The sequence below is a fragment of the Calothrix sp. 336/3 genome (genome assembly GCF_000734895.2).
Classification (GTDB): Bacteria; Cyanobacteriota; Cyanobacteriia; order Cyanobacteriales; family Nostocaceae; genus 336-3.
On the sequence record NZ_CP011382.1, the window covers coordinates 3280915 to 3305651 of the forward strand.

Genomic DNA, 24737 nt, shown 5'->3' on the forward strand with positions numbered 1-24737 from the left:
TGCACATCATTTGCACATTCATTAAATACAACTCTGGTATGTCTACAGAAGAACTATTCCAACAACTTAAACATCCTAACCCCCACCTTCGCGATCAAGCCATGTGGGCGTTGGCAGAGAATCCCGACGAGACAACTATTCCTCGTTTGATGAGCATTCTCGATGAAGAAGATACCACCTATCGCCGAGCCGCCGTCAAAGCCCTAGGGGCGATCGGTCCCGATGCCGTCAATCCCCTGGTGACAGCCCTCCTACACAGTGAGAATGTGACTGTACGTGGAAGTGCGGCAAAAGCCCTAGCCCAGGTTGCCATTAACCATCCAGATGTTCCCTTTGCCGAAGAAGGTGTTCAAGGTTTAAAGACTGCCCTCAATGACCCCAATCCTGTTGTACACATTGCTGCGGTGATGGCACTGGGTGAGATTGGCTCTCCCGTTGTCGATGTCTTAATTGAGGCATTACAAACCACAGATAATCCGGCTCTAGGTATTTCCCTAGTTAATGCCCTTGCATCCATTGGAGATGATCGAGGTGTAGAGGTACTGACATCCTTGATTCAGGATGAATCTACCGATTCCTACGTCCGAGAATCTGCCACCAGCGCCTTGTCTCGTCTGGAAATGACAGTTAAGTTTCAAAGGGGAGAAAAATAAATAGGTAACAGCTGACGGGGAAGAAAAAAATCTGTTTGTACAATATCAAGAGGCTTTGCATAAATGCCAGATGATTTTGCGTCTACAGAATGACAAATCATCTCTAAAATCAGCAACACCTATCAAGATAAACCCCAGAAAAGTTTTTCCCCCTGATCATCGTGAACCTTAAAACCGATAAAGACAAACCACAAACTACCACCAGTACTGATATCTCGTCAGAAACAGAAAAAATTCTTTGTCCTCACTGTCAACGTACAGCTACCAACGGCATCAAATGTAAGGGAATTTGTGTAGCTGACAGCGATTATTAGTTATTGGGTCTTGCCACAGGGTATGATCAGTAACGAATTAATGTTCTTCAGCCATGTCAGATTCCCAAAGCATTAGCGCCGCAGTTGCCAAACTCTACAACACCTATCCATTTCCGCCAGAACCTTTATTAGACGAACCACCTCCAGGTTATAACTGGCGTTGGAATTGGTTGGCAGCCTATAACTTTTGTACTGGGCAAAAACCCCATAAAAGTAATCCTCGTATTCTCGATGCTGGTTGTGGAACGGGGGTAGGAACAGAGTATTTAGTGCATCTGAATCCTGAGGCGGCTGTGGTGGCAATTGACTTGAGTTCTGGAGCCTTAGGTGTAGCCCAAGAACGTTGTCAAAAATCAGGGGCGACAAGGGTAGAATTTCATCACCTGAGTTTGTTTGATGTTGAACAAATTCCGGGAGAGTTTGATTTAATTAACTCCGTAGGAGTACTACACCATACCCCCGATCCGATTCGCGGAATTCAAGCCCTAGCCAAAAAGCTTGCCCCTGGTGGGATTATGCACATTTTTGTCTATGGTGAATTGGGGCGTTGGGAAATTAAGTTAATGCAAGAGGCGATCGCCCTCCTCCAAGGTGAAAAACGCGGTGATTATAGTGATGGTGTAGCCGTGGGACGGCAAATTTTTGCTTCCTTACCAGAAGATAACCGCCTGCGCAAACGGGAACAGGAACGTTGGTCATGGGAAAATCAACGGGATGCTTACTTTGCAGATATGTATGTTCATCCCCAGGAAATTACCTACAATATCAATAGTTTATTTGAATTAATTGATGCATCTGGTTTAGAATTTATTGGTTTTTCTAATCCCCAGATTTGGAAATTGGAGCGATTACTAAGCCAAGCACCAGAATTGATGGAGCGCACAAAAAACTTGAGCGATCGCCAACTGTACCGCTTAATTGAACTGCTCGACCCCTCCATGATTACTCACTACGAATTCTTTTTAGGGCGTAATCCCCTGCCAAAACCAGATTGGACATCAGATAATCAACTACTAACAGCCATTCCCGAACCCAGTCCCTGCATCGAAGGTTGGCGCAATGGGCGACAATTTTTTAACCATGATTATCAAGTTGTTAATCTCAGTGAGAGTGAGTGGCAGTTTCTCCTCGCCTGTGATGGTAATCAAACCACACAGAAAAGCGTCCAGGAAATTCTACAGCAAACTGGTGCAAGTTTAGAAGATGCGCGATCGCTGCAAAAACAGCAAATTATTCTTCTGGCTAGCAAAATCTAGTAATAAAATACTAAATTATTGACTTGGATAGGTTAGGTGAAACCACATTCGGAAAGTTCTCAAAATTACGTCGTACCCAATCCATACCGACTTCATTATTGAGTTTAATTTTCTGGAGCGTATTCGGATAAATCTTTCCTAAAATATCCGTATCCTGATCAACTACTACCTTGCCAAAATTGAGATAGGTTTTGCCAAATACCTTGAATACAGGGTGCTTGGCTTGACCAAACAACAAAATATAAGTTCGTGTTCGATTCTCCGTTTCTGGCACGAAAAAGTGACATTGGGCGGCTTTACCCAACGGCATTTCCCCATAGAAAATTACCAGGGATGGGAAATAATTTTCCAGGTGTGCCTTAATAGTTTCAGGGAGCAAAAATAAATCTGGTTTCCTCAGCTTTTCTATGAAACTATAGGGAACTGTGGGCATATCATAAAACGCCTGCGAATGATATCCATCATCGATAAATTTATGGAACTGTACTTCAGTAATCCTAAATAAATCCCGATGGGTGCCATTTTGATGATTATAATCATGCATATTCAGCAGCATCGTTAGCAAATCTGTCTCCACACTTCTATCTGCGATATGTCCAATGAAATAGTGAGTATTGGCAATTTCATTCAACACCCCCGGAATCGCTATCTTTGGCTCGTATCCCCCATAAGACCAAATAAAATCACCCTCAATTATCAGTTCTAATGGTTTTAGTTGTGGTAAGGTTTTTTTCCTCGAATCTGGTAGAACCGTACACCCCAATCCATCAAACTTCAAAGCATGAAATGGGCAAACTACGGTACTTGTAGCATTACTTTCGACTTCGCACCATCCCTCCGATAGCATTGCTCCCATATGTGGACAAGCATTGGGTAAAGCATAAATCTCCCCATTTATATCCTTCCAAATCACATAGTCATTACCATACAAGGAAATTTTACGGGGTTGATTCACTACCAGCATCGACTTGTGCGCTAATAACCATGGCGCACCGGGAAGCATTGACTGCATATACTTCTCTACTAAGATATAAAATTGTGAAATATCCGTCGTGTTTCTAAAATATGACAAAAAATTCACCTTTGTCAAGAAATCTCCGCCGTCACCCCAAACAGCAGCGAAGTAAAGAAAGAGTTGAAAAAATTCTGGACGCGGCGGCAATGGTATTTGATGAGATAGGTTATGAGGCAGCAACTACTCATCTGATTGCAGCAAAAGCAGGAGCTGCAATTGGTTCTCTGTATCAGTTTTTTCCGGATAAAGCTGCCATTTTTCATGCTATGGAGTTGCGCCATATTGAGCGAGTTAAGGTTTTATGGGCACAGACAAACATCCCTGAAATTATTCGGTTATCCCTACGAGAAATGATGCACACCCTGGTAAATGCTGTTGCTGAGATGTTTGAGCAACCTGTTTCACGGGTGGTATTCGTGCAGTTTTACCTCAAACGCGAGATTTTCCAATCCATTGATGAAACTATGACTCAGGAAGCCATTGATTTTATGTCAAATCTTTTGCACCAGAGAAATTCCAGTTTGCCTGAAACACAATGTCGTTTGTTGGCAGAGGTTTGTGTTCACAGTAGTAATGCTGTCATTCTTTCCGCCCTTCGCAACCCCGATCAACAGCATCAACAGCAACTATTACAAGAGATTGAGAATTTGTTGGTGTCTTATTTAGAGCCATATGTGGGGGAAAGTCGGTTAAGCTATGTAATGAAAGTAATGAAATGTCCCCATTGCCAATCACAGAAGTTATCCAAAAATGGTTATCGTCGCGGAAAGCAGTGTTATATCTGTAAGGACTGTGGTAAACAGTTTGTGGAGAATTCCCACCACTTCACGAAAAGAAATCTACTTGTGTAGGGGTGTAATGCTTGTACTTCAAATTAATGATTTGTAGCGCAAATACAGTAAAACTGTATGAGTATCCTAAGAGTGTACTCCCCACTTTATTTACCCAACAACCCATGAACCTTCGTTCGAGCATGGGAGTTTAGTTGTATCCATGTACTATCAACATTCCTTTGAACAGCGAAACCCATGAGCATTAGGCTTTTTGCCAAAATTGCTGTCCATACTGTGACAAAAAAATATTAAATTTATTTACTTTTGTTTACAAATCGTTAATACTATTTAGTAGCTAAACTTACAGAAATCAGGCTGCCAACTTTATAGTTGAGCTTGATACCCGTGAAATACTTAAGGAGGGTACATAATATGCCTTTTACCATCGACTCAGCCCGTGGCATTTTCCCCGAAACCCTTGCTGCTGATTTAGTTCCAGCAACAATTGCTCGTTTTACTCAGCTAAGTGCTGAAGATCAGCTAGCTTTGATTTGGTTTGCTTATTTGGAAATGGGTAAAACTATTACCATTGCAGCACCAGGAGCAGCCAACATGGTATTTGCTGAAGGAACTTTGAATCAACTGCGGCAAATGTCTTTTCGGGAACAAACTCAGGCAATGTGTGACCTGGCAAATCGTTCTGATACACCGATTTGTCGTGCCTACGGAACCTGGTCTGCAAATATCAAGCTAGGCTTTTGGTATCAGCTAGGACAGTGGATGGAAGAAGGTACTGTGGCTCCAATTCCAGAGGGTTATCGGTTATCAGCCAATGCAGCAGCAGTGCTACAAACAATTAGAGAATTAGAATCTGGACAGCAAATTACTGTTCTGCGTAATTCTGTAGTTGATATGGGTTTTGACCCCAAACAGTTGGGAACCTACACCAAGGTAACTGAACCGGTTGCTCCACCACAAGAAATAGCTCAACGGACTCAAGTTTCTATCGAAGGCGTTGACAACCCAACCATTCTCAGTTACATGAATAACTTAAATGCCAACGACTTTGATGCGTTGATAGAGCTATTCACTCCCGATGGAGCATTACAACCTCCCTTCCAAAAACCGATTGCTGGTAAAGAAGCAGTCTATAGATTCTTCCGCGAAGATTGTCAAAACCTGAAATTACTTCCAGAGCGAGGAGTTTCTGAACCCGCAGACGATGGTTTTACTCAAATAAAAGTTACAGGTAAAGTTCAAACCCCCTGGTTCGGTGCAGGTGTGGGAATGAATATGGCATGGAGATTTTTGCTGACTCCTGACAATAAAATCTTCTTTGTAGCAATTGACCTACTAGCATCTCCCAAAGAGTTACTCAACCTCGTACGCTAGTACAAGTATGGGACATTAGTCATCAAATATAGGGTTAGACAACCGGGTTTTTAGATTCAAGAAAAATCAAATTTCTTGCAAAAAAATCAATTTACCCGGTTCCTGAGATTATCAATCAAATATTAGCGATGACTATCTAAAACTCAGATTTATTCAAAAAGCCACGTCTTATCTAGCGTGGTTTGCTTTTTCATAATTTTGTGTCAATCTTGATAGTAATACAGAGACAGATGGAAGATATAAGGTGTTAGGGTCTGGAAATTTTATCAGAAGCAAAGCCCTAGCATTTTATAATTGTGTAATCTGTAGTCTTCCTGACCTGTCTATGGTTAGGGTGTCACTCTGCTAAATATTGTTCATATAAAAACTGTATTCAATGAATCTACTCTGTTTGGGTAGGGTATTTTAGGGTTGGAACATGAAGGTAAACGAAATTAGCTGGTCTGATGTGGAACAGGAAGTTGCTCAAACGGCTTTTCAAATAGCATACGAGCGAGAAATTAATGCTCTGATTCAGGAAGTCCGAGGAAATGCGGCTCAAGTTTCCCAATTAGAAGATATCTGGTGTTTGCATAACTTTCTCAGTGCTAGAAGACATGAGATTGATGGCAAGTATGACTATAATTATTCAGTTTTGATATTTGTTTTTGCCACTTTAGTAAAACAGGGGTGGTTACATCTAGAAGAGTTAAAGGGGCTAGATAAGGATAAGATTGCCAAGATTGGCTCTCTTGCTCGAATGTAATACGAGTGCTTGCGGAATTTTAAATTTAAAATTAATCCAGTATAAGTCTTTCGTTGATTTTGTACACGCAAAGCGACTTCCCGTAGGGTATGGGTTGGTTTATTGACTTGCGAGAATAACCCATAGTATTCCCCCACCCAGCTGTTCAGAAATGATTGACGCTAGGTGGTAAGAATTTTACCAATCATCAGCTTCAGACTGACGTTCAATTTGCGCGATCGCCAGTTTCGCTAAAACTCGAATCACTTCCTGGGAGTCATCTAGTTTCGTCTGTAGGGGTTCTAAGGCTGTGCGATCGCCAATTTTGCCCAGAGAATTAATCGCTGCTTTTCTCACGTCCAAGTCCCTATCTTGCAACGCTAAAATTAAATGGGGTACTGAGGGAGGATAATTCACCTGTCCTAAGGCGGCGGCGGCTTCGGTACGGATAATGGCTTCTGGGTCGGTTAAAGCAGATACCAGTAAACTACAGGATTTCTCATCGGATTGTTCCTGTGCTACATGACCAAGTGCCCCAATGACAGCACATCGTACATCTAAGGAAGCAGCATTTAAGGCTTGGTATAAATATTCTGCGGCTTCTGAGCCAATAAACGCTAATGCCCAGGCAGCATGACCTTTAATATCCTCAGGATGCTCATTGGATGCGATAATCTCTAGCAAGGCTGGTACAGATGCTTCACCTGTTCTGGCTAAGGCTCCAGCCGATGAACTTCTAACTACCGTATCTTCATCATTAAGAAAGGCATGGAGTAAGTTGGGTACGGCACTGGGGTCTGAAATAATAGTGAGTGTCTTGGCTGCTGCTCGTCGAACAACAACATTAGGGTGATTTCCCAGAGCTGCGATTAAAAATGGTGTAGCTGCTTCACCTATTTCTCCGAGGGTTTCAGCGAATCGCAGTCTTACTAAACCGCGTGGATCTCCTAATCCCTCCACCAATTGTTTGAGGACTTCTTCATCTGTAGAATCAAATGTTTCCAGGGTAATTTGCTCATTTACCCTTTGCACTAATTCATCATTGGCAGCTTGAAGTTGCAAAATTGCATCATCTACTGTTGAAGTTTCGGAGTTGAGTGACTGACTCATCAAGAATTTCCTATCACCTGAATTATTTTATGCCGTGACTAATTATTGGTTGCAGTAGACTGCTGCTGGCGCAGTGCTTGAAGAGTATTATCAATCTGGGCGAGCTGAGGTTCTAGACTTGCCATTGCTTGTGCCTTCATGATTTTAGCGCGCTGTGCCATGGACATTGTGTCGTTGACTAACCGTTCCCGATATAGTTCTAATTCGGCAATCATTTCGCCAAGTTCTTCAGGGGTTGCTTGTTCTATGGGGTTAAGTTCTGGAGTATCAGCCATATCCGTGGTGTTTCCTAAAAGTTGATTTTAAATATCCAAATTTGATTTTCTCAGATTCAGTTACCAACGGACAAACCTTTTCTATTTTCACCTGTACTCACACCATTTCACGAATACCCGGAAACCCATCTAAATTCTTAAACCCTTATGAATTAAGGATTTTGCAATTATCCATGGCGCATAGCAAATTACGAATGGATACTTCAGAGGTATTTTTTGGGCATTTATTGTGGGGCGATCGCTGTTTTCTTGGGGTTGCTATAACTTCAGGTAAAGGGGTGATAGATACTTCTTTCCACTCCCATGAGGTTTTCAAGGCTTAATTCACTACTCATTACCCATTACCCATTACTCATTACTCATTACCCATTACTCACAAATTACGTGCTACTGAGTTGATAATTATTTTGATTGAGACGATAGCCCATGCTGTGAACTGTTTCAATGAAGTCTTCTGGCGCTCCCACTGCTTTGAGTTTTTGGCGCAGACTACGAATATGTACCTTGACAGCGTGTTCTTCTGGAGGCGATTCTAGTGCCCATACATGTTCAATCATTACACGACGGCTCAGAACCCGGCGACCATTTCGCAATAACAACTCTAGCAAAGCATACTCCTTAGGAGTCAAATGGATAGGAGTTTGTCCATAGCTAACTTCGTAGGTGCTAGGATTGAGACGTAATTCTCCCCATTCCAAAATGGGTGGTGATGCGACAGAACCCCGCCTCAGTAAAGCACGAATTCGGGCGAAAAGTTTTTGCAAATCCACAGGTTTGACTATGTAGTCATCTGCTCCGACATCCAAACCATTAATTTCATCATGGATGGTATCACAAGCAGTGAGCATGAGAATCGGTAAGTTATAGCCGTGCGATCGCAACCGATGACAAAGACTCATACCATCCAACTCTGGTAACATCACATCTAGCAACAGCAAATCATAATTCAGAACTTTGACTTGATTCCAGCCCGCTTCTCCATCATGGACAACATCAACCACGTACAACTGATCAGTTAGGGCTTCTGCTAGGGTTTCAGCTAGGCGAATATCATCTTCAATTAGGAGAATCCTCATAAAAATTACCCTAGATTAGGAAAGCTTCTTTGATGAAGAGGAAAAACCAAAGGAGACTTTCATCAGCTTAATTTTGAACGGCTACAAGGATGGCTCACCCGTCACAATTTGACAAGATTCTGTTTCCTGACTTTTCCCCTTTACCCATTGTCTCGGAATTTCAACTAATTAAATAAATTCTCAATAAGAAGCAACAAAAAAGGGTTGTAAAGTCAGGAATTACCTATCCTCGCTTTACCACAAATTCCACCAAATATACTCAAAGAAATACAACAGAATTTCAAGATTTATTGAGTTTCGTAATTCTTTCCGATTTCTTTACCGTTTTCTCACCAGTTTCCTTACTACCCCTATGGGATTATTGACTGTTAGAAGCGTTTGGGAGAAGTAGCTTTACCGATAGGCTGTGTTATGTGCTGGAGACTAACTTCACAATTAGCACCCTTTCATCAGAGGCTAGAAACTTACAAAAAGATTCATAGGCAAAGAGGTGTAACAGTATCACCTGCGTTGAAACTAGTGCGTCAAAGTTGAATGAGATGGGTAATTGCTCATGGTTCAATATTTCCCTTTCCACCTTTGTCCCCGACCTTTCCCCATCGGTTGAACATTGACAAAACTAGTGAATATTTGCTGAGGGTACGTAGCACCAAATTGATTTTTGTGGTCACATTTTCGGTGAGTTTTGATTCTTTCCTAACATTTCAATTATCCCAACAAGTGCAACTTGGCATGAAAACCTATACCAAAGTCCCTTAGAGCCAATATGAGTCTAGCGATTCCCCTGAGGGGAGGTTTGAGGAACACTCCCATTGGAATACTACCACCTGCTGCTGAGAAAAAGTTGCAATCCTGGATTCGCAGTCGCCATGTTATTTGTTCGAGAAATTTCTTTATCTTTGAGACTGTAGATTACTCAGCTCTGGAAAGATTTACGGAGTGTATTGCAGTACTAGGGGGAACGCTGATTTCCGTAGACTCCATAGGCAAGATTTGGATAGGAGATCATCGTCAAGTGATTTTGTATCGAGCCAGAGCTAGCTTGCATACTCCTCACCATGGCTTAAAACAATATTGGATTAAATGCGGAAGTTTTCGGACAAGATTTGAGCAGCAAATTTGATTGATATTTTAGCTGATTTGGGAGAAATAATATGTCTATTCCTTTGTTAGAATATGCACCCCTATCTCAAAATCATCGAGTCGCAGGATTTGAGATTCCGGGGGATGAGCAGCCAAGAATTTATACCACTGAAAATCTGCTCGCAGCTTCAGATATGGATATGCTGATTATGGCAGCCTATCGCCAAGTATTTAACGAGCAGCAGATGCTATCGAGTCATCGACAACGATTTCTAGAGTCTCAGTTACGAGTCGGTCAAATCACTGTCAGAGACTTTATTCGTGGTTTATTTTTGTGCGATTCTTTTCGGCGGTTGACCTACGATAGCAATAATAACTATCGATTTGTGGAGATTTGTATTCAGAGAATTTTGGGTCGGAATGTGTATAGCGATCGCGAAAAACTCGCTTGGTCAATTGTATTAGCAACTAAAGGATTACAGGGTTTAATTGATGATTTAATCAATACCGAAGAATACCTGAGTAATTTTGGCTATAACACAGTCCCCTATCAACGCCGTCGTATCCTACCACAACGTGCCCAAGGTGAACTTCCCTTCGCTCGTATGGCACGCTATGGTGAAGATTATCGCGACAAACTACCCCTACCTAGCCGTGTCATCCGTCCCATTCCCACAGGTATGTTCTACGAGTTTGAGCGCTTCACTTTCTCTGACTTCATGAACCGTGCTGATTGGACTACTAGTTTAGGTTTGGTGGGTGCAACAGTTGGTATGGCTCTACTTCTGATGCTCTTTTACGGGGCAAATAATTTGATTGGCGGTTAATTTTCACCCAGAAGCAACAAAGAAGCTGCTGTATGCAGGCATCAGTGTGGGAATATATCACTATTACCTGGGTTGCCATTCTCCAGAGCTACTATTCTATGGGCATCATAGTTAGCCTATTGTTGCTTACTTCTATCTACTATCTGCTGCATAGACAAATTGTTCAGCGTCAGCGAGCCGAAATTTTGTTGCGACAGCAAACGAATCGGGAACGGTTGGTGACACAGATTGCTCAACAGATTCGTCAATCCTTAGATCTTGATGAAGTGCTGGCAACAACAGTGGCAGAAGTCCAACGTTTTTTGCAAGCCGATCGCGTTCTGATTTATCGTCTGTGGAATGATGGTACAGGAAGTACAATTCACGAGACTGTCTTACCACCTTTCCCTAGGGTTTTAGGAACAACCTTCCCAGAGGAAGTATTTCCACGAGAATATCATCAAGCCTATTCCCTAGGGAAAACCCGGACTATTGCTAATGTTGAGCAGGCAGATATCCAGCCTTGTTTAGTCGATTTTGTCAAGCAGTTTGGTGTACAGGCAAAATTAGTAGTTCCAATTATCCAAGAGCATCGGGAAAGTCAGGGGGAAAATTCCGTTCCCTATCTCTGGGGACTATTGATTGTCCATCAATGCAGTCATCCTCGGCAATGGGAACCTTGGGAAGTGGAGTTGATGAAACAACTAGCGACTCAAGTGGCGATCGCCATTCAACAATCAGAACTGTACAGCCAACTTCAGCAACTAAATAGTCAATTGGAAGCGAGGGTAGAACAACGTACCGCAGAACTCGCAAGCGTTAATAGTTCTCTCCGTCATACTAACGATACTCTACAAGCTTTAGTTACAGCCTCACCCCGCGCCATTGTCATGCTGGATCGAGAGGGTAAGGTGAAGATATGGAATCCAGCAGCAGAGCAAATGTTTGGTTGGCAGGAAGCAGAGGTACTGAATTGCCCCAACCCCATTAGTTTAAAAGATTATCCCACCCTACAAAAAAGTGTCTTACAAGGGACTACCTATTCCCGATTGGAATTTCGTCAACAGAAAAAAGATGGTACTCCCATTGATATTATTTTTTCTGCTGCTCCCTTACTCGATAGTGATGGGGAAATTAGTGGGATTGTGGCGGTAATTGCCGATATTACAGAACAGAAACAACAAGCGGAACAGGTGCGTTTACTGCAATCGGTAGTACTTAACACCAACGATGCGATTTTGATTACAGAAGCGGATACCATTGATGAACCTGGTCCACGTATTCTCTATGTGAATGAGGCTTTTAGCCGTATCACTGGTTACCAACCCCATGAGGTTTTGGGTAAAACTCCCCGTCTATTGCAGGGAGATAAAACCGATCGCACAGAATTACAAAAAATTCGCTCGGCGCTCTCCCGTTGGGAACCTATCACCGTAGAAGTGATTAACTACCGCAAGGATGGCACAGAATTTTGGAATGAATTTAGTATTGTGCCTGTATCTAATCAACAGGGTTGGTATACCCACTGGATTGCTGTGCAACGGGATACCACAGGGCGTAAACAGGCAGAACAGGCACTGCGGCGAAGTGAAGAACGCTGGCGATCGCTGATCGAAAATGCCTTAGATATCATCATGATTTTGGACCTTGATGGTAGTATTGGTTACGTCAGCCCCTCCGTGGAAAAGGTTTTAGGCTATCCTGTGGCGGATTTGTTGGGTAAAAACGGGATGGAATTGGTTCATGAAGATGATTTGACGGTAACGCGGGAACGTTTGACGAATACATCCTCCAGTCTAGAAACCGTAGAATTTCGCTACCGCCATCAAGATGGTTCCTGGCGCATCTTAGAAGCTATCAGTCAACCCTTTGTGGATAGTGCTGCTACCCTGAGAATCATGGTTAATGCCCGTGATATCACCGAACGTAAGCGACTTGATGAGATTCGTTTGGCACTGGAAAGGGAAAAAGAACTGAGTGCCCTGAAAACTCGCTTTTTCTCCATGGCATCCCATGAGTTTCGCACCCCCTTGAGTACTGCTCTCGCAGCTGCCCAGGTTCTGGAAAATTGTCAAGATGCATGGGATATTTCTGCCAAAAGGCTAAGGAATCTGCATCGCATTCAAGATGCCGTCAAGCATATGGTGCAGCTACTAGACGATATTTTGACGATTAATCGAGCGGAAACGGGAAAACTGGCTTTTAATCCTAAAAAACTGGATTTACACCTCTATTGTGGTGATTTTGTCGAGGAAATGCGCCACAGTCTGGGAACTGCACACACCCTGATTTTTTCTTGTCAGGGAAAACCGATTCCTGTCTGCATGGATGAAAAGTTATTGCGCTCTATGCTGTCTAATTTGCTGTCGAATGCGATTAAGTATTCTCCAACATCGGGGGTTGTGCGTGTCAGCTTGGATTTTCAGCCCCATCATGTCATCCTAGCTGTGGAAGATTACGGGATTGGGATGCTACCGGAAGACCAAAAACAATTATTTGAACCCTTCCATCGTGGTAAGAATGTGCGAACGATTCCCGGTACAGGATTGGGATTGGTGGTGGTAAAAAAATGTGTGGACTTACATCAGGGTACTATTCAGGTTATCAGTGCAGTGGGCAAGGGTACAACTTGCTTGGTGACACTGCCTTTGTCTGGTAATTAGAGGCGATCGCCTACCCCTATTTGGAATCGGTATTAGTATGAGCAGTTCAGCAAGCTCAGTGTTTCATCTCATGTTCCCATCATCACTCGTGTATGCAAAAATCGGAGAATTCTCTTTTCCCTGCTCCACTAGTAATGATTCTATGGATACTCCTGGGTACAAACAGGGTAGAATTTTCCCCAAGGCATTTTTGATGACTAAAATTACCTAATCTTACACCCCATACTAACACAAAAGAGATTATGCAAGCAAGCTTTTTTACTACGGTAATGTTACCTACAGCCTTGGCTCTGATGATGCTAGGAATGGGTTTATCTCTTGTACCAGAAGATTTCCAGCGCGTAATTAAATATCCTAAAGCCGTCGCCGTTGGCTTAACCAGTCAGTTAGTTTTATTACCAGTAATTGCTGTGATAATTGCGAAACTTGTGCCCATGGAGCCAGCGATCGCCATCGGACTAATTATCGTGGCGTTGTGTCCTGGTGGGGTGTCCTCGAACATTATCACATTCCTTGCCCAGGGTGATGTTGCCCTTTCAGTCACCTTAACGGCTTTGAGCAGTGTGATTACGGTATTTACCATTCCAGTGTTGGCGAATTTAGCCTTTCAGCACTTCATGGGGCAAACTACGGCGATCGCCCTACCTATTGGTTCTACAATCCTGCAAATTTTTCTGATTACTCTGTTACCTGTGGCTTTGGGAATGGGTTTGAGGCAGATATTACCAGAACTTGCCCGTCGTCTAGAAAAAGTCACTAGTCGTATGGCGATCGCCCTGCTCGCTGCAATTATTCTGATTCTGATCATTCGAGAGTGGAACCGTCTGCCTGGATTTATCCTCCAAGTCGGAATCGCTGTGGTGCTATTGAATTCTCTATCTATGGGTGCAGGATTTTATCTCAGCAAGTTGTTTAAGCTGAATCGTCCCCAGCAAATCTGCATTGCCATTGAAGTCGGTTTACAAAATGGTACCTTGGCGATCGCCATTACCGCCGGACTCCTCAACAATCCGGATATGGCTGTGCCCGCAGCAGTCTATAGTCTGTTCATGAATGTTACCGGGTTGATGGCGATCGCCTATGGTAGAAAGTTAGCAGGGGCTGTGTGATCCACGTCTATCACATATCATAAAATTGCACTTATGGTCAAAAAAGTGATAGGCAAATTCACGTTAATTTATGTAATTTTTATCAAACTAAATCGAATAATGACCCCTCTTCTCCTTTATGATTATGAGAAATTTGTAAGATTTCATTAAGGAAAGGGAGATTTTGTAGTCGTGGCAATTCCTCTTTTAGAATATTCACCCATTTCTCAAAACCAAAGGGTGGCAGGTTTTGAGGTTCCTGGAGATGAGCAACCCCGTGTCTACTCTACAGAGAACCTGCTTTCCTCAACAGACTTAGATAATCTGATTGAAGCAGCCTACCGCCAGATTTTTTTCCATGCTTTTGCTGCTGATCGGGAGCGTTTCCTAGAGTCTCAGCTCCGTAGTGGTCAAATCACTGTACGTGACTTTATTCGCGGATTATTGCTATCTAATACCTACAAGCGTAGTTTCTACGACCTCAACAGCAACTATCGTTTTGTTGAGCAGACTGTACAGCGTGTACTTGGTCGTGATGTTTACGATAACCGAGAAAAGCTGGCTTGGTCTATTGTTGTAGCAACCAAGGGTATCAAAGGTTTTGTTGATGATCTACTCAATACCAATGAGTACCTAGAAGCTTTTGGATACGATACAATTCCCTACCAGCGTCGTCGAGTACTTCCTGGTCGCTCAGAAGGTGAACTACCTTTCAACATTAAATCACCTCGCTACGATGCATACTATCGTGGTAAATTGGGCTTCCCACAAATCGTATGGCAAGCCACTGTACGCAGTTACAAAGCTCCAGACAGACAGCCAAAAACAGGTAGCCCCGCTCTGTTCATGGATATGGCGCGCAGTATCAATGCTAGAGGTAACGCACCTCAACAGCTATCAGTAATGAATATTGATATCGAAAAATCAGTTCCCCGCAGATAAGCGGAACTAAACAAAGAGGGTATTTAGTACCTGAATTAAGATACCGAATACCCTCTCAAAATTGGATATTAATACTCTTTGAGTTGCTATAGTCTATTACGCGCATTCATCATTATTGTTTGCCTGAAATCCTAATTCTAAAAGAGCTTTACGGATTTTAGCTTTGGAAGGACGAACTTTAGGAACAGTTAATCCCATTTCTCTGGCAGTTTCAAATAAATCTCGCATCAATATATCCAGGGAAGTATCATCTGCGTCTTCGGGAAGTTTCTCAATCCTCGCTTCGTAGGCTAAAGTATAAAGCTCCAAGTGATGCTTACCCATAACTCTAGCAAGTTTTCTCAAGGTTTCCGGTGTCGGACAGGTTCCCTTAAAGCAAGCACCTCTTAACCGGGGTTGGGGAACACCAGACAAATCAGCCAGACGGTTCATGCTGATACCCTGTTCTTCCAAGTATTGAAGAATAAATCGTCCTAAAGGGGAGCAATCTTCCGCTTTTATTTGCAACCTTGCTGGCATCGTTTGGTATCAGGAAAATCTCAATATCTACAATATAGCGGACGGGGAGCTATTGCTTACCATCTTTTATATCACCAAACAAACCCGTAAAAGGGCAAATTTATCCGTGGAAAAATATCACAAAAGTTCGCCTCAAGTTCTTGCGTAGTAAGAGAAACTTGATTTTACTGGTTTGGGTGAGAAAAGTATTCATTCCCATGGCAACCTGGTTGATTAGCTCTTAATACTCTCTTTATAAGTCAGCTAGTAATTTTGAGGATTGGAATAGGGAATAGTAGAGACGCGATATATCACCTCTCTACTCGCAGGTGTTTTAGCTACCTTGATATACAGAGTCTTGACTGTCTGGGTTCTCAGAAGTCAATTTGGGCTGTTTTTCTTGCCAGAATATACTCACTAGGTGGATAACTGCCAAAATAATGGCTGCTACGGAAATGACGTAACTGTGAATTGTGTATAGGTGCTGTACGGTGAGGGTGCTAATTACTCCCCCACCTGTAATAATGTCTCGCAATAAATGACCAACAAAAGGAATAGACTCGATAGTTCCTAACTCAATGTTAAAGCGCCAGAAACCCACTTGATCCCAACTGAGAATCATTGCTGTCCAACTTAAACCCATAGCACTCAGGGTGAAGAAAATTCCGCTTATCCAAGCTGTTAACCAGCTTTTACGCATTTGTCGATGTAGAAACATGACGACGATTTGAATAAGGGCGATCGCAATTACTAAATTGCCAGCAATATCATGGGCTTTACGGAATAACCAACCATAGTCAACCTGTTCAGTAATCATTTTCAGTGACAGGTAGGCTCTACCCGCAGCCGGTTCATAGTAGAACGATAGTAAAATTCCCGTCGTTGCAGCAATTAATGTCAAAGTCAAAATTACTACTGATAGCACCGTAGCTATCCGTCGCAGTACCATGTCGAATCTGCTTACTTCCATGGTTTACCGCCCCTTATATAAGATTTATGTAGGTTTTCTATAATTTTAGCTAATAAAAATTAAGAAAGGTAAACAGGTTGAAGGTCATAAGCATAAATACTTCCAATGGTAGATAGTGAGGTGTAGGGAGGGGAAACAAAGCAGAAGGTAATTGCGACTTTCCTCCCAGAGCCTTAATCTTGAGATTTTTGAGTTAATTAACTTGGTTTGTAGTCTCTTCACAGAACCTTGTTTGACTCCAGTCCCAAGATTAATTTTCCGCAAATCTGATAAATCCTGTAAACTAATACTTACGTAGGGAGTTAATCTAGTATCTAGGTATCAAGACGAGATGTTTATGGATAATAGCCAATGGTAGAGAGATGTTTCTAGTACTTATGACTAGAATAGCTTTATATCACGGGGTTATCAGCTATCACACCTCTGGAATTTTCCACGTTAGATTTGCATCGTATTATCAAACAAAAGTATTAACGATTACTGTACGACCCCATAAAAAAACTCATAAGAAAATACTTTCATTAGAGTTATTAACTGTTGACAAAACTGCACATCATCCTGTTTTGATATAGTCTTCAGGAAGTTATGATTTGTAGGTGGACGCTCCTAATTGAATTGGTTTTGAAGCAAAAAAGTTTTTAGGCTTGTCATTGAGTTGAGTGAACGAGAAACAGCTATGTCTTACGTCTCCATACTGAAAAATATTCCCGAAATTTTTGGTCAACCAGCAGGTATTGCTGCTTTGGCATCTGTGGGTTTACACGGGGCGATCGCCATGATTTTGCCCATGATGCCGGCTAATTCTAAAGCCAAAGACACCGCATCGGCGAAACCCGTTGGAATTGTCGAGTTAAATCAGACAGAGCAAAATCGTTTGCCGCAAACAACAACCACCTCCATCAACCCAGGAGTGAGTTTGCAAACCCCAGGAACTCTACAATCCCAGTTACCTAACCTGCCGACGAACATAACACCGAGTCTCAGCCAATCCCAAGTGCCACCCGCTCCACCGGTTGCTTCGACTCAAATGATATTGCCGCCTCTACCACAATCGACAGATAATATCAAGGTGGCTTCTCTGCCCCAAAGTCAATCTCTTCGCATCATTCCTCGGCAGAATTTACAAATTGACAATTCGTTTAACACCAGGGTAGCCAGTTATAGACAACTTCCCCAGAGTAATTTTCGTGCAGTAGTTCCCGTACCTAGCACCCAACCCATCGTCACTTCTAGATTGCCAGAACTACCCGCCAATAATGTTCCACCAGATTTAAATACAGTTCAATCGCCCAGCAACTTGCCGCCTAATCCTCCGGATACCGCGCAAAATACCACACCAGGTCAAGAGTTTGTGGCTCCAATTAATCAAACTCCCCAAACTGACGATAGACTAGTCCTAGCCGAACCCAGATTACCTTTGTGGCAAGCTTCCCCCACGGCAGCTAGGAATTTACCATCCTCTAGTAATCAACAGGCGATCGCCAAAACAACCACCTTTGGAGAACAATTCCTCAAGGTGAGACAGCAATACCCCAATATCGAAACCAAGCAACCGATTTCCGCAACTATTCTGGCGAAGGCTAGTCAAGAAAGTCGAGTTGAAGGTGGTTTAATTGTGAATGCTGAAGGTATTGTAGATAACATTGAATTCCTGGATAACTCAGTATCTTCTGAAACTAAAAAGACTGTTAGAGAATACTTTAAAGACTATTTCCAAAGAAATCCTATCCAAGCCAATGGTAAAGTTAAGTACTTCCCTTTCAGCTTGGCTCTTAGTACGAATGCTCCAGCACCAGTTGTTGCTCCTACCGAAACCAAACAAACACCAACGAATCTGATTGAGAGGTTGAAAACACCTAACGTCAATCAGTCACCTTCCCCAGAGCAAGTTAAAATAGCTCCTGTTTCACCAGCACCTAACAGCTTAGTTGTACCTGCGGTTCCATTCACAGCTAAACCTTCCTTGTCACCAACAAATGGCAACAAACCGCAAGCAATTCCTGTAAAACCAGTAACCTCGACGACACCTGTTGCACCTGTGAGAAATAACGTCACAGTTCAGCCAAAGCAACCCCAAGTCACACCAAATCCGGAGAACTCGCCGACTGAGACAACGGTGGAAACTAAACCAGTAACTCAAGTTGCCACAGAAGAAACTCAGCCATCAGTGGAGAAAAAGACTAGTCGTAAAATACTCTTACAGAAACTGCGTCAGGTTCGTGAAGAACGGGAAGTGCATAAAAATCCCCAGTCTCAACCGTAAGTAGAGTCACAAAAACACGGGAAAGGGAAGATAAACCCATGAATCACTTTATGGTTCTGTACTTCCCTTCCATCCCTTGGTAGCATTTTCCAAAACGTAAGTTGCTACTTCTAAAACTTCCTGCTCTGTTAGCTTATTTTTAAAAGCTGGCATAGCATTCTTACCATTTTTCACTTGATGGATAATTGCCTGGATGCCTGTAATTTTATAGTTTTCCAGGTATGTTTCCAATGCTTCCTGCTTTAAAGTTTTTTCCGCGATGAGGATATTACCACCCCCAATGTGGCAAGCAGCACAGTTTTTCTGAAAAATTTTTGCCCCATTGACAGGTTCTACTGCAAATGCTGGATTCGTAAATGTTAGAGATACACAGGCGATCGCTGTCACCAAAATCAATAGAATTGTTCTCAAAGGATTTTCCCCGCAAAATATTCCAGCCACTGATACTATTTTGTTGGTATTTTAGATTGGAGATGGAGAAAATCCCTAGATAATTTACTTTTTAGCCGTTAGCATAGCAGATTTAACGGAATTCAGGAGTTAAAGCTAGAGTTTGACGCGAGAATTTGGACTTTGTAGGATTTTCCGTACTTCACAAACCATAATCACAAATTCTTCTTCACTACCGATTTTGACAAATTTCCCTACCTGCTCAAATCCTAACTGCTCCCACACTCGCTGTGCCCGCTTGTTGAACTCCGCGATAGTTACCCGTAATTGCTGTACCCTATATTGATTTGCCCCATACCTTAGCACAGCTTGAGCATAGAACTTTCCATGTCCTCGACCAACTAAATCTGGTCGTATTCCCATACCTATGTCAAGAGCTTCATGATTGTAATCTCCACCTGGTACTTGACCATCTGAACCGAAAGAACAATAGCCTTCAAGTTCTCCTTGCAGATTCAAAATTGCATAAAAAGCATTTTTCGAGTCAAGCAGATAGTGCAAATCCTCTTGGATAGTATCAGTATCAAAATTGTAGTAGTCATAGGGGGGAGTGTAGCGCCAGTTAAAAATAGCCAGTGCGTCTTCCTTCTCAATTTGTCGAAATTTAAATCTGGTGTAAAAACTATAATTTTGTCCGGGCATTTATCCCCTCACCCTCAAAGATTACAGTGTGGAAATTCTGCCCGAACTCGCTAATTTATTTGCAGAATGCCAGGAAACCTGCTTTCTGATTATACTACTGGACAGTAACCTTACCAACCATGCCTGCACCCCGATGAGGTTCACAGTAGAAAGTATATTCTCCAGCAGGCGCATCCGCAGGGAAAGTAGTTTCCAATTCTTGACCAGGATTCATTAGTAATCCTTTGTGAGACAAAGCTTTAGCCAAATCTGCGCTTTTTGCAGGATTTTGGGCAGCGTCAAATACAATATTGTGAGGAGGAACCTTATTATTTACCCATTTAATTGTATCTCCCGCCTTCACTGTAATTTTTGCGGGTTCAAACGCTAGCATTCCCTTGTCATTGCCTAATTTCACAGTGACCACATCAGCGCTAGCATTAGGAGCAAAAACTGTCAAGCTACCAATAACTAAGCATAGTGTCAATAATGCTAAGCCTAAGCGTCGTAAGCTAGCTGCTATCTTTTTCATCACTCTCTCCTAACAAACAGTTTTATCTTCACCTCTCTATCTTAAATAATTTTGTGACTAAATACGACAGCTTGTCATAGATATTATGAAAATTCCAGGAAATAATTTAGAATGTACCCAGATAATAGTAAATTTACGTCATTGTGACCGAAGGGAGTAACCTTAGAGTCTCAGTTTCTCCTTGCTTTTGTGTCAGTTCTAATAATTTCCCACAGAATTAAGCTATTTCCTGTTGAATCTGCAATCTAAAAACTCTACACTTTTTGGATGTGTAAGCGAGATACATTTGAACTATACTTGAAATCTTGCTGATACATAAAAAGACAGGCAAATTGCCTGTCTAGGGAAATGTCGAAATTGCCGATGAAATTTAGAAATTCATTTCCGCAGCTTGCACTTTTTCTACCTGTTTCTTCTTCAGAACCAGCATGATTTGTGCGAGCATGACTAAACAAATAAAGGCAATTAAACCAGCAACTCTGGTGCTACTTTGTAGAACGATTTCTACATCTTTTTGACCAAAACCACCAACGTTGGGGTTATTAGTTAAAGAATCACCAGAGTTAACAGCTTGACCTTCAGATACAATCAACTCAGGACCAGCAGGGATAGTATCAACAACGGTTTCGCCAGATTCGCTTTGAATGCTGACTTGATATTTCACACCGTTCTCGTCTTCTTCTTTGGCAATCTTGGAGATAGTACCGGTAGCAGAAGCTGTATATACGTTGTTATTGCTCTTTTCACCTGTAGGATAAACTTGTCCGCGTCCTCGGTTTCCACCAACGTGAACAGAGTATTTACCGAACTGAATATTTTTGTCGGTAGCAGGATTGGGAGAAAGAACAGGGAAGATGATTTCTTGATATTGCTCACCAGGTAAGGGTCCAACAATCACGATATTGTCTTTGCCTTCACCGTAGGATTGGTAGTATAAACCTGAGATTTTTTCTTTCATTTCCTCAGGAATCCGATCCTCAGGAGCAATCTTGAAGCCTTCGGGTAGCATTAAGACTGCACCGACATTTAAACCAACTTTAGAACCATCTGCACCTACTTGCTGTACTTTGGTATCGTAGGGAATTTTGACCACAGCTTCAAACACTTGGTCAGGAAGCACAGCTTGAGGAACTTCTACTTCGGTGGGTTTCTGCGCTAGGTGGCAGTTTGCACAAACGATTCTTCCTGTTGGTTCGCGTGGGGTTTCAGGATAGGTTTGCTGCGCCCAGAATGGATAAGCAGAGGCAGATTGGGGAATAACTAGATCGCTGGTAAAGAAGAAGGTTACAGCAGCGATCGCCACGAGCAATGTTTTGGTAATTGCTCTTGCACCACGAGTTAAACTCGCTGTCATACAAGCATTTCTCATCTCTTCAGGACAATGATTCTAGGGGCAACGTCAAATAATAACTGAAACAGTGGAGCTAAAATTACAAATTAGATTTGAGATATTTGTCAATCTCAAACCCTATGCCCACCAAGGTTCCTCTCCAGTACGGAAATCGGTTTCCGTCCAGGGGGTAAGTACCACCTTGTCATCTGCCACTTGAGTATGACTCAGAGCCAAAGAACGAGGTGCCGGACCACGAACTACCTTACCAGTTGCATCATACTGGGAACCGTGGCAAGGACACTTAAATTTATTTTCAGCCGCATTCCAGGGTACAACACAACCCAGGTGGGTACATACAGCGTTGATACCGTAGTCCCCAATGGCTTCCTTACTTTCTACTACCAAGTAGGTAGGATCGCCTTTAAGTCCTTGAACTAGAGAGCGATCGCCAACGTTATGAGTTGATAAATACTTACTCAAACTCACATCATTACCCAGTTCATCCTTCGCTGTTGTCCCACCACCAGCGCCAGCAGCCACAGGAGGGATAAAATATTTAACTACGGGATACAATGCCCCCAGAGCCACGCCTGTGACTGTTCCAAAGGTCAGCAGATTCATAAACTGCCGTCGCCCCATGTCGGGCACGTCCATCGATTCCGAAAATTGAGCCATAATCTCCGCGTTCTTGGTGTATTTTGTTAACTTATTTTTGACTTGAGTTCTTTATAGTCCAGAAACTCTTGTCTGAGGCGAGAAGCCCATGCCCGCGCAGATGCCAATTATCTCTTCCAAGATACTTTTAGCATCTTTTAGGGTTGCATTACATTTCTTTATATTCCTATCATACTTGAGTTACCGAACTTAACATCATAATCAAATGTAAAATATAGTTGAGAAGCCCTATGACAGGAAAAGAATTACGCCAACTATTACTAGAAAAATGGGGATACTCTTATGATGTCCAGTTACGACGGACACAGGGAAAAATTTTTCTGCAAATTATGTGGAAATACCTCGAACAAGCCTCCTTCCCTCTCAGCGAAGCTGAATATCAAGAACACCTAGAAAGTATTGCTGACTATATAAATGGTTTAGGCAATACAACGCAAGTGTACAAATTCATTCAGGAAACGAAAGAACGTCCCCGACTTGGTAAGGCTGTCAGCATACCTCTTGACCTAGGAGAAAGAGCTACTGAATGGCTCATCTGAAGCTTATTTATATTTCTACGTGGTACAGTTTTTAGTTAAATTTCATAAAAATTAACAAATATCTGAGATTTATCACTAAATACCAATATCGTCAATTTATTAGGCATAATATACCGAGAACTATGAGATTAACTGGTCAAGATTGAAATATTCTGGAACCAAAGTAACTCTGTAGGTATAACTTATTTCGTGATGTTTCCCTGATAGAATTCTTTTTCCTCAAGGTATATCTCTTGTGAAATCAACACCAAATTTTGTTTCTATTCCACAACTCCTAACACCAAAAATTCAGAGACAAAATGAGTAAGTTGATGTAGAGATAAATCAGCAATAGCGAAGAGTCATTTACCCAGTAATGTATCTAAATAATTATATCTTGATGATTTGAGTGATAATTTTTATCCCTGAAATCACCAAAATCTACATGGTTTCTAGGCAGATATACATACCTGAGGAAAATTTTCTATCTGAAAGGATTTGTCTACACAATTTGCTATTGACTGCAATTATTCATAGGTAATTTATGTTATTTCCCTGTCAACTTCACCAAACCAATGCCACCAAAATATAACCCTCCAACAGCCCCCGCGAGCAAGCTCTGAGTCAAAGGATCGGTAGAGGGAGTCAAAACAGCCCCCAAAATTACTGCACCCAAAACGACATAACGCCAGCTAGCTAGCATTTGCCCAGAAGAAACAATACCTAAACTTCCCAATAATAATTGCACTACAGGAACCTGAAATGCTAAACCCGTGCTAAATAGTAATAAAAGCACAAATTCAAAATATTTTTCAATCGACCATGCCTGCTCTACTACATCTGCCCCATAACTGATAAAGAAATTCAACGCTGCGGGAATCAGTAAGAAGTAAGCAAACACTAGCCCGCATACAAACAAAACACTAGAACCCAAAACAATTGGCGCAATTAAACGGCGTTCCCTACGTGTTAACCCAGGAAGCACAAACTGGGTAACTTGATAGAGAACAAAAGGCGTTGCCAACAAAATACCACTGTAGCCTGCGACTTTGAGAGAAACAAAGAAATACTCTCCAGGAGCCAATTGGAGAAACTTGATTCCCTGGGCAGGTACCTCTAATAACTTAACAATCGGCTTTGCTTGGAAAAAACAGCCCGCAGCAAATACTGCTACAGCTATTAAAGCGTAAAAAATTCGTTGTCGTAACTCCTCCAAATGCTCAAAGAGAGACATTTCGACTTCTCCAGGTAACTCATCCTCTAGATGAGCTTCTGGATTATCGTACTCAGGGAAATCAATTTCTGGATTTGTTGTAGCTGTATTTCCGTCTTGTGAAGGCATCATGAGTCATTAGATTTGGAATTTGGGATTGTGGATTGGTTGCACAGTCAAGAGTTTAGGGTTGGGGAACCATTCGTGATGAATGGGCAAACATCAGCTCCTTTCTGCGTCTTTTTCCATCAGTCACTGAGCATGACTTTGTTAACTATTGTATCCGGGGCAGTCCCTAGCCAGACAAAACCCAAGATTTTTTCGCCCCATTAGCATTTTTATCCGGTTATCAGGGTGGTGAATCTGCATATTGGATTAGAGAGAGCTAGGATATGATTCTCTCAAGGGCAAGGCAAGATAGGCATTTTTAACCTGCTTGGGCTTGTCGCTTCTCTGTACCATGAATAAAGTAAATCAGGAGCATTGAATTTAGT

General features: G+C 42.2%; 26 protein-coding genes. 14 read left to right on the forward strand and 12 right to left on the reverse strand.

Going from position 1 to position 24737, the window contains the following annotated elements; translation table 11 throughout:
• Nucleotides 1-38: 38 nt before the first annotated feature.
• From IJ00_RS13825 to IJ00_RS13830, 3 genes are all read left to right on the forward strand, one after another.
• On the forward strand, nt 39-653 hold the full coding sequence (locus IJ00_RS13825) for a HEAT repeat domain-containing protein (protein WP_035153918.1): 615 nt from the start codon (nt 39-41) through the stop codon (nt 651-653).
• Nucleotides 654-814: 161 nt separating this feature from the next.
• Entirely contained in the window at nt 815-967 is a 153-nt protein-coding gene (locus tag IJ00_RS29050) for a hypothetical protein (RefSeq protein ID WP_168163480.1), read from the forward strand.
• 53 nt (nt 968-1020) lie between these two features.
• Nucleotides 1021-2223 carry a class I SAM-dependent methyltransferase gene (locus IJ00_RS13830; RefSeq protein ID WP_035153921.1) on the forward strand — a complete coding sequence of 401 codons (1203 nt, stop codon included), beginning with the start codon at nt 1021-1023 and terminating at the stop codon, nt 2221-2223.
• Nucleotides 2224-2233: 10 nt separating this feature from the next.
• Here IJ00_RS13830 and IJ00_RS13835 read toward each other — a convergent pair whose 3' ends face one another.
• Entirely contained in the window at nt 2234-3226 is a 993-nt protein-coding gene (locus IJ00_RS13835) for a Rieske 2Fe-2S domain-containing protein (protein ID WP_035159035.1), read from the reverse strand.
• 62 nt (nt 3227-3288) lie between these two features.
• Between IJ00_RS13835 and IJ00_RS29690 the strand changes: the two genes are divergently transcribed.
• The 3 genes from IJ00_RS29690 to IJ00_RS13850 all read left to right on the forward strand — a co-directional run bounded on the left by IJ00_RS29690 (nt 3289) and on the right by IJ00_RS13850 (nt 6148).
• Nucleotides 3289-4089, forward strand: coding sequence for a TetR/AcrR family transcriptional regulator (locus IJ00_RS29690; RefSeq protein WP_035153923.1), 801 nt, complete (start codon nt 3289-3291; stop codon nt 4087-4089).
• 354 nt (nt 4090-4443) lie between these two features.
• A complete protein-coding gene (locus IJ00_RS13845; protein ID WP_035153924.1) occupies nt 4444-5403 on the forward strand; it encodes an orange carotenoid-binding protein in 960 nt (319 codons plus the stop codon).
• A gap of 418 nt (nt 5404-5821) precedes the next feature.
• Nucleotides 5822-6148 carry a hypothetical protein gene (locus IJ00_RS13850; protein WP_035153925.1) on the forward strand — a complete coding sequence of 109 codons (327 nt, stop codon included), beginning with the start codon at nt 5822-5824 and terminating at the stop codon, nt 6146-6148.
• A gap of 177 nt (nt 6149-6325) precedes the next feature.
• Here the strand turns inward: IJ00_RS13850 and IJ00_RS13855 are convergent, their stop codons facing one another.
• Both IJ00_RS13855 and IJ00_RS13860 read right to left on the reverse strand, forming a co-directional pair.
• Nucleotides 6326-7237 carry a HEAT repeat domain-containing protein gene (locus IJ00_RS13855; RefSeq protein WP_035153926.1) on the reverse strand — a complete coding sequence of 304 codons (912 nt, stop codon included), beginning with the start codon at nt 7235-7237 and terminating at the stop codon, nt 6326-6328.
• A 38-nt stretch (nt 7238-7275) separates the two neighbouring features.
• Complete coding sequence (locus IJ00_RS13860; protein ID WP_035153927.1) at nt 7276-7512, reverse strand: hypothetical protein; 237 nt, start codon at nt 7510-7512, stop codon at nt 7276-7278.
• Nucleotides 7513-7685: 173 nt separating this feature from the next.
• Between IJ00_RS13860 and IJ00_RS29055 the strand changes: the two genes are divergently transcribed.
• On the forward strand, nt 7686-7835 hold the full coding sequence (locus IJ00_RS29055; RefSeq protein ID WP_168163481.1) for a hypothetical protein: 150 nt from the start codon (nt 7686-7688) through the stop codon (nt 7833-7835).
• Nucleotides 7836-7892: 57 nt separating this feature from the next.
• Here the strand turns inward: IJ00_RS29055 and IJ00_RS13865 are convergent, their stop codons facing one another.
• Nucleotides 7893-8588, reverse strand: a complete 696-nt coding sequence (locus IJ00_RS13865) for a response regulator transcription factor (protein WP_035153929.1) — start codon at nt 8586-8588, stop codon at nt 7893-7895.
• A gap of 766 nt (nt 8589-9354) precedes the next feature.
• Between IJ00_RS13865 and IJ00_RS13875 the strand changes: the two genes are divergently transcribed.
• The 5 genes from IJ00_RS13875 (at nt 9355) to IJ00_RS13895 (ending at nt 15170) form a co-directional block, all read left to right on the forward strand.
• Nucleotides 9355-9711: a hypothetical protein gene (locus IJ00_RS13875; RefSeq protein WP_046814816.1), complete on the forward strand. Its 357-nt coding sequence runs from the start codon at nt 9355-9357 to the stop codon at nt 9709-9711.
• Between the two features lie 31 nt (nt 9712-9742).
• Nucleotides 9743-10498, forward strand: a complete 756-nt coding sequence (locus IJ00_RS13880; RefSeq protein ID WP_035153933.1) for a phycobilisome rod-core linker polypeptide — start codon at nt 9743-9745, stop codon at nt 10496-10498.
• A gap of 98 nt (nt 10499-10596) precedes the next feature.
• Nucleotides 10597-13140 (forward strand): PAS domain S-box protein, encoded by a 2544-nt coding sequence (locus IJ00_RS13885; protein ID WP_035159039.1) that lies wholly within the window; start codon nt 10597-10599, stop codon nt 13138-13140.
• Nucleotides 13141-13382: 242 nt separating this feature from the next.
• Complete coding sequence (locus IJ00_RS13890; protein ID WP_035153935.1) at nt 13383-14249, forward strand: bile acid:sodium symporter family protein; 867 nt, start codon at nt 13383-13385, stop codon at nt 14247-14249.
• Between the two features lie 171 nt (nt 14250-14420).
• Complete coding sequence (locus tag IJ00_RS13895) at nt 14421-15170, forward strand: phycobilisome rod-core linker polypeptide (protein WP_035153937.1); 750 nt, start codon at nt 14421-14423, stop codon at nt 15168-15170.
• 96 nt (nt 15171-15266) lie between these two features.
• Here IJ00_RS13895 and IJ00_RS13900 read toward each other — a convergent pair whose 3' ends face one another.
• Nucleotides 15267-15689: a helix-turn-helix transcriptional regulator gene (locus IJ00_RS13900; RefSeq protein ID WP_035153938.1), complete on the reverse strand. Its 423-nt coding sequence runs from the start codon at nt 15687-15689 to the stop codon at nt 15267-15269.
• A gap of 313 nt (nt 15690-16002) precedes the next feature.
• Entirely contained in the window at nt 16003-16638 is a 636-nt protein-coding gene (locus IJ00_RS13905) for a cytochrome b N-terminal domain-containing protein (RefSeq protein ID WP_035153940.1), read from the reverse strand.
• 676 nt (nt 16639-17314) lie between these two features.
• On the opposite strand from IJ00_RS13905, the gene IJ00_RS13910 reads away from it, so the two are divergent.
• A complete protein-coding gene (locus tag IJ00_RS13910) occupies nt 17315-18901 on the forward strand; it encodes a hypothetical protein (RefSeq protein WP_035153942.1) in 1587 nt (528 codons plus the stop codon).
• A gap of 48 nt (nt 18902-18949) precedes the next feature.
• Here IJ00_RS13910 and petJ read toward each other — a convergent pair whose 3' ends face one another.
• The 5 genes from petJ to petC all read right to left on the reverse strand — a co-directional run bounded on the left by petJ (nt 18950) and on the right by petC (nt 22512).
• Nucleotides 18950-19312 (reverse strand): cytochrome c6 PetJ, encoded by a 363-nt coding sequence (gene petJ, locus IJ00_RS13915; RefSeq protein ID WP_035159041.1) that lies wholly within the window; start codon nt 19310-19312, stop codon nt 18950-18952.
• 135 nt (nt 19313-19447) lie between these two features.
• On the reverse strand, nt 19448-19993 hold the full coding sequence (locus tag IJ00_RS13920; RefSeq protein ID WP_046814817.1) for a GNAT family N-acetyltransferase: 546 nt from the start codon (nt 19991-19993) through the stop codon (nt 19448-19450).
• Nucleotides 19994-20087: 94 nt separating this feature from the next.
• A complete protein-coding gene (gene petE, locus IJ00_RS13925) occupies nt 20088-20504 on the reverse strand; it encodes a plastocyanin (protein ID WP_035153944.1) in 417 nt (138 codons plus the stop codon).
• A 370-nt stretch (nt 20505-20874) separates the two neighbouring features.
• A complete protein-coding gene (petA, locus tag IJ00_RS13930) occupies nt 20875-21873 on the reverse strand; it encodes a cytochrome f (protein WP_035153946.1) in 999 nt (332 codons plus the stop codon).
• Between the two features lie 99 nt (nt 21874-21972).
• A complete protein-coding gene (petC, locus tag IJ00_RS13935) occupies nt 21973-22512 on the reverse strand; it encodes a cytochrome b6-f complex iron-sulfur subunit (RefSeq protein WP_035153948.1) in 540 nt (179 codons plus the stop codon).
• Between the two features lie 230 nt (nt 22513-22742).
• On the opposite strand from petC, the gene IJ00_RS13940 reads away from it, so the two are divergent.
• Nucleotides 22743-23051, forward strand: a complete 309-nt coding sequence (locus IJ00_RS13940) for a DUF3067 family protein (RefSeq protein WP_035153950.1) — start codon at nt 22743-22745, stop codon at nt 23049-23051.
• A gap of 526 nt (nt 23052-23577) precedes the next feature.
• Here IJ00_RS13940 and tatC read toward each other — a convergent pair.
• Entirely contained in the window at nt 23578-24375 is a 798-nt protein-coding gene (tatC, locus tag IJ00_RS13945; RefSeq protein WP_035153952.1) for a twin-arginine translocase subunit TatC, read from the reverse strand.
• Nucleotides 24376-24737 lie beyond the last annotated feature (362 nt).

Bases quoted from the DNA above. Each gene is read 5' to 3' on its own strand.
- IJ00_RS13900 (WP_035153938.1), bottom strand. From the start codon at position 15,689: ATGCCAGCAAGGTTGCAAATAAAAGCGGAAGATTGCTCCCCTTTAGGA.
- IJ00_RS13920 (WP_046814817.1), bottom strand. From the start codon at position 19,993: ATGCCCGGACAAAATTATAGTTTTTACACCAGATTTAAATTTCGACAA.
- IJ00_RS13885 (WP_035159039.1), top strand. From the start codon at position 10,597: ATGGGCATCATAGTTAGCCTATTGTTGCTTACTTCTATCTACTATCTG.
- IJ00_RS13825 (WP_035153918.1), top strand. From the start codon at position 39: ATGTCTACAGAAGAACTATTCCAACAACTTAAACATCCTAACCCCCAC.
- IJ00_RS13890 (WP_035153935.1), top strand. From the start codon at position 13,383: ATGCAAGCAAGCTTTTTTACTACGGTAATGTTACCTACAGCCTTGGCT.
- IJ00_RS13865 (WP_035153929.1), bottom strand. From the start codon at position 8,588: ATGAGGATTCTCCTAATTGAAGATGATATTCGCCTAGCTGAAACCCTA.
- IJ00_RS13830 (WP_035153921.1), top strand. From the start codon at position 1,021: ATGTCAGATTCCCAAAGCATTAGCGCCGCAGTTGCCAAACTCTACAAC.
- IJ00_RS29055 (WP_168163481.1), top strand. From the start codon at position 7,686: ATGGCGCATAGCAAATTACGAATGGATACTTCAGAGGTATTTTTTGGG.
- IJ00_RS13860 (WP_035153927.1), bottom strand. From the start codon at position 7,512: ATGGCTGATACTCCAGAACTTAACCCCATAGAACAAGCAACCCCTGAA.
- IJ00_RS13855 (WP_035153926.1), bottom strand. From the start codon at position 7,237: ATGAGTCAGTCACTCAACTCCGAAACTTCAACAGTAGATGATGCAATT.
- IJ00_RS13905 (WP_035153940.1), bottom strand. From the start codon at position 16,638: ATGGAAGTAAGCAGATTCGACATGGTACTGCGACGGATAGCTACGGTG.
- petE (WP_035153944.1), bottom strand. From the start codon at position 20,504: ATGAAAAAGATAGCAGCTAGCTTACGACGCTTAGGCTTAGCATTATTG.
- tatC (WP_035153952.1), bottom strand. From the start codon at position 24,375: ATGATGCCTTCACAAGACGGAAATACAGCTACAACAAATCCAGAAATT.
- petA (WP_035153946.1), bottom strand. From the start codon at position 21,873: ATGAGAAATGCTTGTATGACAGCGAGTTTAACTCGTGGTGCAAGAGCA.
- petC (WP_035153948.1), bottom strand. From the start codon at position 22,512: ATGGCTCAATTTTCGGAATCGATGGACGTGCCCGACATGGGGCGACGG.
- IJ00_RS29690 (WP_035153923.1), top strand. From the start codon at position 3,289: ATGACAAAAAATTCACCTTTGTCAAGAAATCTCCGCCGTCACCCCAAA.
- IJ00_RS13875 (WP_046814816.1), top strand. From the start codon at position 9,355: ATGAGTCTAGCGATTCCCCTGAGGGGAGGTTTGAGGAACACTCCCATT.
- IJ00_RS13845 (WP_035153924.1), top strand. From the start codon at position 4,444: ATGCCTTTTACCATCGACTCAGCCCGTGGCATTTTCCCCGAAACCCTT.
- IJ00_RS13850 (WP_035153925.1), top strand. From the start codon at position 5,822: ATGAAGGTAAACGAAATTAGCTGGTCTGATGTGGAACAGGAAGTTGCT.
- IJ00_RS13910 (WP_035153942.1), top strand. From the start codon at position 17,315: ATGTCTTACGTCTCCATACTGAAAAATATTCCCGAAATTTTTGGTCAA.
- IJ00_RS13880 (WP_035153933.1), top strand. From the start codon at position 9,743: ATGTCTATTCCTTTGTTAGAATATGCACCCCTATCTCAAAATCATCGA.
- IJ00_RS13835 (WP_035159035.1), bottom strand. From the start codon at position 3,226: ATGCTTCCCGGTGCGCCATGGTTATTAGCGCACAAGTCGATGCTGGTA.
- IJ00_RS13940 (WP_035153950.1), top strand. From the start codon at position 22,743: ATGACAGGAAAAGAATTACGCCAACTATTACTAGAAAAATGGGGATAC.